This window comes from uncultured Campylobacter sp. (assembly GCF_938045535.1).
GTDB lineage: Bacteria > Campylobacterota > Campylobacteria > Campylobacterales > Campylobacteraceae > Campylobacter_B.
This window is the reverse complement of record NZ_CALIMQ010000038.1, coordinates 1-8,534: the sequence shown is the minus strand read 5'-3', so window position 1 is coordinate 8,534 and position 8,534 is coordinate 1. Positions and strand designations below refer to the sequence as shown.

Genomic DNA, 8,534 nt, shown 5'->3' with positions numbered 1-8,534 from the left:
ATTTACGTAAAGCTGAGTTAGGTTTTTTAGGTGTCATAGTCCCAACACGAGTACAAACTCCACGTTTTTGTGGTGAAGAAATGTTAGTTTCTTTCTTTCTTTGAGAGTTGTAACCTTTGTTAAGTGCTGGTGAATCTGATTTTGATACTTTTGATTTACGAGGTTTACGAACTAATTGGTTAATAGTTGGCATTTCTATGGTTTCCTCCTTTCCTCGATAGTTTTATGAATCACTCATCCAGGTGGTTCATATTTTTAAAATAAATTTTAAGGAGACAACCATGGCAAACGACAAAATCGCAAAACAAAAAGGCTCACGCAAGAAGGCTGCGACGGATGAAAATTCCGCTGCGAATAAGGGGGAAAATTTTGCCGCAGACGCGGTCAAAAGCTCCGCCGCATCCGTTTTCGACAAAAGTGCAAGCACTGCTAAAAATTCTGCCGCTAATTCTATGACTTCCGCCTCACATGCTCGCGACAAAATTTCTAAAAATCGCGCCGCAGGTGGGAATTCCTGCGACGAGTGCGACTGCGAAGCCAAAAATTCCGCGTCTGGCTACGATGATAGCGCAAGCTCTGCCTCAAGCACGAACTTTGCGGCGCACTCAAGCACTCAAAGCGCAGGCAACGCTAAAAAATCCGCAATAAACTCTACAATAAATTCCATGGCTGATTCTTTGACAAATTCCATCTCAAATCCTGCAAAGAGCCCAAGCAGCAAAGGCCACTTCTCTTGTTCGCACGAACATAGCGATAGCTTCGCAATTCACTCGCATCTACACGACGAAGATCTTGCGCCCCATCCACACGATCAAGAAAAAAACCTCGCAGCCTATTTACACGAATACGGCGCAAATTCTGCGGCGTCTTCGCATGAGCAGCGCGACGAGGATTCCGCCGCCTGCTCATACGAGCACGACGAACATTGCCATGATCACAAACCCCACTCTCATCGCGCGATTATTGGATTTGACGAGCACGGCATCCCAAAAGTTTTAGTGCCCGCAGAGGCTAGTCCGCACACACATAAAGACGCGCAGGGCAATCTTTTCGAGCATTTTCACGAGGCGGAATTTACGGCGGATTATATGAAGGCGTTGCTTGAATACAAAAAGACCTTCCCTACAAAGCAAGAAGTACTTGAGAAAACCCCCGATCCCGCCGTGCGTGAAATGATGCTTAGGATGGAGCAGATCGGCGTAGATACGGCGTTTGATCGCTTTGATAAACAGATGCCTATGTGTAGTTATGGACTTAGCGGAGTATGCTGTAAGATCTGTAATATGGGACCTTGCAAAATTACTAAAAAGGCCGATCGCGGCACTTGCGGTGCGGACGCCGATCTCATCGTATCGCGCAACCTACTGCGCCAAGTAGCTGCGGGCGTAGCTCAACACGGCGCGCACGCCAGAGAGCTTCTGCTGTCGCTAAAATGGGCGGCACAGGGCAAGCTAGATCTGCCAATCATAGGCGAATACAAAATCATCAATACCGCCAAAGCCTTTGGAATTCCAACTGAAGGCAGAGAGTTAAAAGAGGTAGCGATCGAGCTTGCCGATACGCTTTTGACAGACCTTTCGCAAAGTAGCGGCGAGTATAAAACCATCACTGCGCTCGCACCCAAGGAGCGTCAAGAGGTATGGCGGAAGCTGGATATCTTGCCGATTAGTGCGTATAACGAAGTCTTTGAGGCGTATCACCGAACGGGTGTAGGCACGGACGGAGACTGGCGCAGCGTGATGCAGCATCTTTTGCGCTGCGGGCTTGCTTTTACATTCACCGGCGTAGTAGCTGCGAATATCGCTACGGATGCGCTATTTGGCGTAGGAGATCGCGTAACTTCCAAAAGCAATATGGGCGCGCTTAAAAAAGGCTGGGTCAATATCGCCGTGCATGGGCATCTGCCGACACTAGTAAGCTTAATAGTGGAGATCGGAAATTCTAAGGAGTACCAAGACAAGGCTCGTGAAATAGGCGCACAGGGGATCGCATTTTACGGCGTGTGCTGTTCTGGGCTATCGGCGATGTATCGCAACTGGGGCGTCGTACCGCTCTCAAACGCCGTAACTGCCGAACTTGTCATAGGCACGGGAGCGCTTGATCTGTGGATCGCCGATGTCCAAGATGTCTATCCTGCGATAATGGATGTAGCTAACTGCTTCCAGACCAAGGTCGTTACCACAAGCTCATCAGCTAGGCTTCCCGGAGCCGAGCATATAGGCTACGATCATCACCATAGCAATATCGCCGAGACTAGGAATTTGGCGCGTAAAATTCTAGACCGCGCATTGCAATCTCACGAAAAGCGCAAGGGACTGCCGGTATATATCCCGCCGTATGAAGTCGAGGCCGAAGTGGGCTTTTCGGTAGAATTCGTCCATAAACACTACGGCGGCATGGAGCCGTTAGCGCACGCGCTAAAAAGCGGTGAAATTTTAGGCATCGTAAATATGGTCGGCTGCACCAATCCTAAAGTGCCTTATGAGCGCGCTATCATAGATGTCGCACAAACCCTAATCGAAAATAACGTCCTAATCCTAACCAACGGCTGCGCGTCGTTCCCGCTAATGAAGCTGGGCTTTTGCCAAAAAAGCGCGTATAAAAAAGCAGGCGCGTCGCTGCGGGCGTTTTTAGAAAAAGATGAGCTTCCGCCGGTATGGCACGTGGGTGAGTGCATCGACAACACCCGCTCCAGCGGAATTTTCGCAGGTATCGCAGGGGTGCTAGACAAAAATCTCTACGAGCTGCCGCTTGCCTTCACCTCTCCCGAGTGGGCGAACGAAAAGGGCGTCGATGCCTCGCTTGGATTCCGCCTAATGGGCATCGACTCGTATCACTGCGTCGAGTATCAAATCCACGGCTCCGCAAACGTCATACACTTTTTCAAAGAGGGCACCAGGCGGGCGCTTGGCTCTGTGATGCACGTAGATACCGATCCGGTCGCGCTCGCGCTAAAAATGGTAAGCGACATGCGCTTAAAACGCAAAGCCCTAGGCTGGCAGTAGCGACGGACGGATTCATTTCGCATCGCATTGTTAAGCGATGCGAAATTTCATGATAAAATTTAACCCCTTGCGGGCAAATAAAATCCTGCATCCAAACGGCTAGCAAAATTCTACGACTAAGTGACTAGCAAAAACCGAGGTCAAATAAAGATAAAATTTTCGCGCCGCATCCGTTCGTGGAATTCTAAATCAAATCTTCAAATCCTACGTAAAATTTCGCCGCGCGCTGCGTCTGCTGCTAAATCGGCGGAATTTAGCCGGGCAAAATTCCGCCATCAAGCTTAAGTCTATCTTTCGCGAAAGGATGAAATTCCATCTCAGCGTAAATTTCGTAGGCTCTCATCTGAAATCTGCAAGCGAAATTTCGCTTAAAGGCCTTATTCCACGAGCTGCACGCCATTAGATTCGCTCACGTATGCTCACGTATATGAAAGCCGAAATCATAAAAATTTAATATGATATGTGCTAAAATGCCACATCTGTTTAAGGATTTAGATGTATAAATCAAAGTCGCTGCAGCCTCTGCGTCATCATCGGTAGAAGATGTCGTGCGAGGCGGAGGCACTGCTGTCAAGTCCTGCGTTTCGCAGCTTGAAGCGGCGCGACAAAAGCGCGTCTATGCTGCGCCTGCAAATATTTTCGGCTGAGACCGCACGGGCGCGAGGACGTCACTACAAATCTTGCAGGCGGCTAAAATTTTCATCGGATCTTTTCTGAAATATTGATCTTGGAGTTATCACGAAGGAATTTTACTGCAAGCCTTTTGCTACGAGCCGGAGGGCGGAATTTAAAGCGGAATTTTAAGCGGGTTTCGATGAAGCGAAATTTCAAAGATTAAATTTAAGGCAAAAGATAAAATTTAAAGCAAGGGAAGGTATGAAAAATTTTAAATTTATGCTCGTGCTGCTGATACTGGCGACGATCGCGACGATCGCGATATCGCTTTGTATAGGGCGCTTCGGCCTAAGCATCACCGAGGTTTTAAAAGCGCTTAGCGGCGGCGAGGTAGCGCAAAACGTCCATAACGTGATCATGCAGGTGCGCTTGCCGCGTATCATCGCCGCAGTGCTCGTGGGCGCGGCGCTTGGCATCAGCGGCACGGCGTATCAGGGCGTCTTCAAAAACCAGCTCGTCTCGCCCGATCTTTTGGGCGTGAGCGCGGGGGCTTGCGTGGGCGCGGCGATCGCGATACTGCTTGATCTAAATATCCTTTTGATCCAGCTTTTCGCTTTCGTTTTCGGGCTCGCGGCGGTTTGCATTACGCTTCTGATTACGCGAGCGCTGCGTTCGAGCGCCACCATAATGCTCGTGCTTGCGGGCATCATCGTAAGCGGTCTGATGGGCGCGCTGATCGGATTTTTAAAATTTATGGCAGATCCCGAGACGAAGCTTGCAGACATCGTGTATTGGCAGTTAGGAAGCCTCGCGAAGGTCGATCCCTCCGTGCTAGCGATGATAGCGCCCGTGATGGGGGTTTGTATCGCTATCTTGGTGCTGATGAGCTACCGCATAAACGTCCTATCCATGGGCGATGCGACCGCGGCGAAGCTCGGCGTAAACGTCGTGCTAGAGCGGGGCATCATCATCGTCTGCGCGACGCTACTAACCGCAAGCAGCGTGTGTATCAGCGGCATAGTCGCGTGGGTGGGGCTTTTGATGCCGCATCTAACGCGCATGATCGTGGGCGTGAGCAACACCAAGGCGATCCCGGCGAGCATATTTTTAAGCGCGATCTTCGTGCTCATCGTAGACGACGTAGCGCGCAGCATAAATCAAAGCGAGATCCCGTTAGGGGTGCTTACGGGCTTTATCGGCACGCTATTTTTTATATTCATCCTGCTTAAAAACAAAAGGAAGCTAAATGGTTAGGGTTGAGAGCTTAGACTTCGGCTACGTAAAATCCGCCCCTCTAACGCTGCGCGACGTGAATTTCAACCTCGAAGCGGGCGCGATGCTGACGATTTTGGGGCAAAACGGCGCGGGCAAATCGACGCTTTTAAATTTAATCAGCGGCACGCTTGAGCCTCTGCGCGGTAAAATTTCAATTGACGGCAAGGATATGGCGAGCCTTAGCGCCAAAGGGCGCGCCGAGATCATCGGCTACGTCTCGCAAAGCGAGGTCTGCGAGTACGACTACAGCGTCTTTGAATACGTCCTGATGGGGCGCACGGCGCATATAGGTATCTTTTCGCAGCCGAGCGAGAACGACTACAAGCTCGCGCAGCGCTACATGAAAATGCTTGAAATTTGGCACCTAAAAGACAAGATCATCACGCGCCTAAGCGGCGGCCAGAGGCAGATGGCGTCCATCGCGCGCGCCCTTTGCAGCGAGCCTAAGATCGTGATCTTCGACGAGCCGACCTCGGCGCTAGATTTTGCCAACCAATACAAATTCCTCCGCGCCACGAAGGAGCTTTTAAAAAACGGCTACACCGTCGTTTTAGCCACGCACAATCCGGACTTCGCGCTGCTTTTAGGCGGATACGTCGCGCTCGTAAAAGGTGGCGGCGAGGTCGCATACGGCAAGGCCGAGCAGATCATAAAAAGCGAAATTTTAAGCAAATTATACGATCTGAAGCTCGACGTCAGCTATAACGAAAAGGTCGGCAGGGTCTGCTGCTTGACGTATCCGTTTTAATCCTAACTTCGCGGACGAGCACAGCTCGTCCTTGCGACGGGGAGCTTCGCTCCCTCGACCCACCTAAAGTTACAGAAATTTTGCTGCGCAAAATTTTAAAATTTATCGGTTTAACTTCGCGCGATGGCTAAGCCACCGCTGCGATGAGGAGCTTCACTATTTCTCGCGAAGGAAGCGCCTCGCGCTTCCTTCGCATTGCTTCGCTCGCCTAAAGTTTCAGAAATTTTGCTACGCAAAATTTTAAAATTTATCGGTTTAACTTCGCGGACGAGCACAGCTCGTACTCGAAATAGAAGCTTCGTAAATTTAAATTTTATCGCTTAGACTGCGAGAGCGAGAGGACTTAATGGGCGCTAGCAGCGATAAAATTTTAGCCTCTGCGGCGGAGTTTTTACTGCGGCGAAATTTTAAAATTTCAAAGCGAGCACCGGGGCCGGAATTTTTAAAATTCGCTCTAAATTTTAAGCATAAAAATCAAAATTTATCGTTACAATTACGTAAAATTTTTAAGGAGCGAAAATGAAAAAAATAGTTCTTTTAAGCGCAGCTGCGGCGCTTGCCGTAAATTTGAGCGCGCAGGAAAATAGCCTTGAGATCTACGCGAACTCCGCCTTCTTGCACCAAAACTTCGGCGCGCAAAAATCAAACTTCAGCGTGAATGTGCCGGAGTACTTGGATATACGCAGCATCGAGATCGCGGGCTCTTGCGAGGTGCGCGAATTGTCTTTGGAGGAGAGCGAGCCCGTGAAAAACGCGGAATTCTCCAAAAAAGAGGCGGACGAAAAGAGCCTGCGCGAGCTAAGCGACCGCCTGGTCGCGCTTAAGGCGCAGCAGCGCTTTTTAAGCGATTTCGCGAGCTTAAAAGATAGAAGCCTAGCGAGCCTAAAGACAGATTCGCAAAAAGTTTACGACGAAGTCCTGCTCGTAGCGGGCGAAATTTCAAAAACGGACGAGCAAATCGGAAAGCTCAAAGAGAAAATTTCAAAATACGTGATCAAAAACGAGCGCCGCTTAAACGCGAACTTCGGCTGCGATCCGAGCTTCGTTAAGATCAACTACCCCGTTGACGTAAGCGCCTACACGCACAACGAGCTCTCTGCCGATCTTGCAAGCGGCAAAATCGAGGTCGCGCAAAAGCTCTCGGTGCAAAATCCGCTAAACGCCGAGCTAGCGAATTTGACGATCGCGCTGTATCCTTACGAATACTCCTCGCAGACCGCGCCGCAGCCCTTTTACCCGTGGTACGAGGGCGAGCCTGCAAAGCCGGCGCCCGCGGCGGCTTATAAAAAGGACGTGATGCTAGAGGTGGCGGATATGCAGAGGGCGCCTGCGGCGGAGGCTAGATCATCGTATGCGAGGACGGGCTCGAATATCGAAAGCTCGCTCTCAAAGGTGTGGAAAATTAGCGGCGTAAGCCTCAAGGCGGGCGAGGCGGGCGAGTTCAGCTTCGATAAGCAGAGCCTGGATGCGAAATTTGATCTACTCATCGACGGCTACGGCAGCGAGGCAGCCTACGTGCGGGCTAAATTTATCCCCGAAAGAAGCATAGAGGAGAGCGAAACGCTAATAAAGCTCGACGGCGTGCAGATCGGGCTCGTGCATCTAGGCTTTGCCGCAAACGCAGAGGCTACGGCATATCTGGGTAAAAACAGTCTGATCGAAGTCAAAAAAGAGCAGGCGAACAACTTCACGAAAAACTCATTTTTCGGCGGCGAAAGTAAAAATTCCATGGCTTGGGATTACGAAATCAAAAATAGCTCCAAGCGCGCGTGGAACGTGGTTTTGCAAGAGCGAGTGCCCGTTTCGACGCATGAAGACGTAAAGGTCGCGCTGAAAAACTCGCCCGAGCAGAGCAGCCTCGGCAAGGACGGACTGCTTAGCTGGGACTTTGAGCTAAAGCCGGGCGAGAGCAAAAAGATCCACTTCGGCTATGAGCTAAGCAAGCCGAAGAAATAACGAGCTTTGGCGCGGTGCGACTAAATTTTATGCGGCACCGCTTTATGAGACGGGCTCCCCCTTCGCCGCGCCGCTAAATTTTACGCGGCAGACCGACTTTTTACGGTGCGGTTAAATTTTGCGGGCATAAAACTAAGGCGCGGCTTTAGAATTTATCTGAAATTTTTGGCGCCGCGCCGAGTAAAATTTAAGCGCTGCAAGAACCAAAATTTAAATCTTGCGGCGATTGAAAATTGGCTAGCGCGAGATATGAAATTTAGCGACGCAAAGGGGTTTTGGCGCGGGTAGAAAAACTTTGAGCGTCGCTAAAGCTTATCTCAAATTTAAAAGGTCGGGGCGATGAACGCGGAGCGAAGATATGAATTTAACGGAGCGGCGAGGCGTGCGTTTGCTTCACTGGCGGCATTTAAAGGATAGTTATGAAATTTCACAAACTTAAATTTAAAATCCTAGCCGCGGCGCTACTTTTCTGCGCCCTGTTTATTCGCATCGTGCCGGATTATTCCGCTTCGCAAGGCTCCTGCATAGTTACTATTTTTAGCTATTACAAATATCAAAAGGGATATTGTCTAAAAGAGAATAGAATTCTGAGCAACGAAGAATTGCTTCAAAATGCCGCTATAAATTATTTTAAAAGATATTACGACTATGAAATTTTGCGAAATACCATTATCGATGAGCACGATATAAAAAATTTCGGCCATAGTTTTTATACGGCGCACATCTCTAAGCTCTATCTAATCGGCGATTTTAATGAAGAAAACTGGTTTGATTTTTGTTAAATCTTCTTTATTGTTAAGCTCAATATACCAACTTATATAATCAGGTCTGGCATAATTCACAAAAAATTGATTCTCTTTTATTAAAAATGATTTTTCTAAAAACATTTTTCCGTTATGAAATGGATTTTTCTCTTCGGATAAGATGATAGGCTT

At 49.1% G+C, this 8,534-nt stretch carries 7 protein-coding genes and 1 pseudogene; 5 read left to right on the top strand and 3 right to left on the bottom strand.

Features of this window, described 5'->3' with window-relative positions; all coding sequences use genetic code 11:
* Positions 1-193: pseudogene (locus Q0095_RS01475) on the bottom strand (30S ribosomal protein S12); the annotation flags it as partial.
* A gap of 88 nt (positions 194-281) precedes the next feature.
* On the opposite strand from Q0095_RS01475, the gene Q0095_RS01470 reads away from it, so the two are divergent.
* Positions 282-3,005, top strand: coding sequence for a carbon monoxide dehydrogenase (locus tag Q0095_RS01470; RefSeq protein ID WP_297880701.1), 2,724 nt, complete (start codon positions 282-284; stop codon positions 3,003-3,005).
* A gap of 253 nt (positions 3,006-3,258) precedes the next feature.
* Here the strand turns inward: Q0095_RS01470 and Q0095_RS01465 are convergent, their stop codons facing one another.
* A complete protein-coding gene (locus tag Q0095_RS01465) occupies positions 3,259-3,405 on the bottom strand; it encodes a hypothetical protein (protein ID WP_297880699.1) in 147 nt (48 codons plus the stop codon).
* Positions 3,406-3,881: 476 nt separating this feature from the next.
* Here Q0095_RS01465 and Q0095_RS01460 point away from each other — a divergent pair, with 476 nt between their 5' ends.
* The 4 genes from Q0095_RS01460 (at position 3,882) to Q0095_RS01445 (ending at position 8,381) form a co-directional block, all read left to right on the top strand.
* A complete protein-coding gene (locus Q0095_RS01460; protein ID WP_297880697.1) occupies positions 3,882-4,874 on the top strand; it encodes an iron ABC transporter permease in 993 nt (330 codons plus the stop codon).
* The gene (locus Q0095_RS01455) at positions 4,867-5,643 is read left to right on the top strand and encodes an ABC transporter ATP-binding protein (RefSeq protein ID WP_297880695.1); all 777 of its coding nucleotides are present in this window, start codon (positions 4,867-4,869) and stop codon (positions 5,641-5,643) included. Before Q0095_RS01460 ends, Q0095_RS01455 begins: the two co-directional genes overlap by 8 nt.
* A gap of 519 nt (positions 5,644-6,162) precedes the next feature.
* Positions 6,163-7,599 carry a DUF4139 domain-containing protein gene (locus Q0095_RS01450; protein ID WP_297880693.1) on the top strand — a complete coding sequence of 479 codons (1,437 nt, stop codon included), beginning with the start codon at positions 6,163-6,165 and terminating at the stop codon, positions 7,597-7,599.
* 419 nt (positions 7,600-8,018) lie between these two features.
* Entirely contained in the window at positions 8,019-8,381 is a 363-nt protein-coding gene (locus tag Q0095_RS01445; RefSeq protein WP_297880691.1) for a hypothetical protein, read from the top strand.
* Here the strand turns inward: Q0095_RS01445 and Q0095_RS01440 are convergent.
* On the bottom strand, positions 8,337-8,534 hold a 198-nt coding region (locus Q0095_RS01440), incomplete at its 5' end, for a hypothetical protein (protein WP_297880689.1). The two genes, Q0095_RS01445 and Q0095_RS01440, sit on opposite strands and share 45 nt — an antisense overlap.

What these genes read in the sequence shown, in the direction of transcription:
- Q0095_RS01470 (WP_297880701.1), top strand. Translation starts at nt 282, where the DNA reads ATGGCAAACGACAAAATCGCAAAACAAAAAGGCTCACGCAAGAAGGCT.
- Q0095_RS01465 (WP_297880699.1), bottom strand. Translation starts at nt 3,405, where the DNA reads ATGGCGTGCAGCTCGTGGAATAAGGCCTTTAAGCGAAATTTCGCTTGC.
- Q0095_RS01460 (WP_297880697.1), top strand. Translation starts at nt 3,882, where the DNA reads ATGAAAAATTTTAAATTTATGCTCGTGCTGCTGATACTGGCGACGATC.
- Q0095_RS01455 (WP_297880695.1), top strand. Translation starts at nt 4,867, where the DNA reads ATGGTTAGGGTTGAGAGCTTAGACTTCGGCTACGTAAAATCCGCCCCT.
- Q0095_RS01450 (WP_297880693.1), top strand. Translation starts at nt 6,163, where the DNA reads ATGAAAAAAATAGTTCTTTTAAGCGCAGCTGCGGCGCTTGCCGTAAAT.
- Q0095_RS01445 (WP_297880691.1), top strand. Translation starts at nt 8,019, where the DNA reads ATGAAATTTCACAAACTTAAATTTAAAATCCTAGCCGCGGCGCTACTT.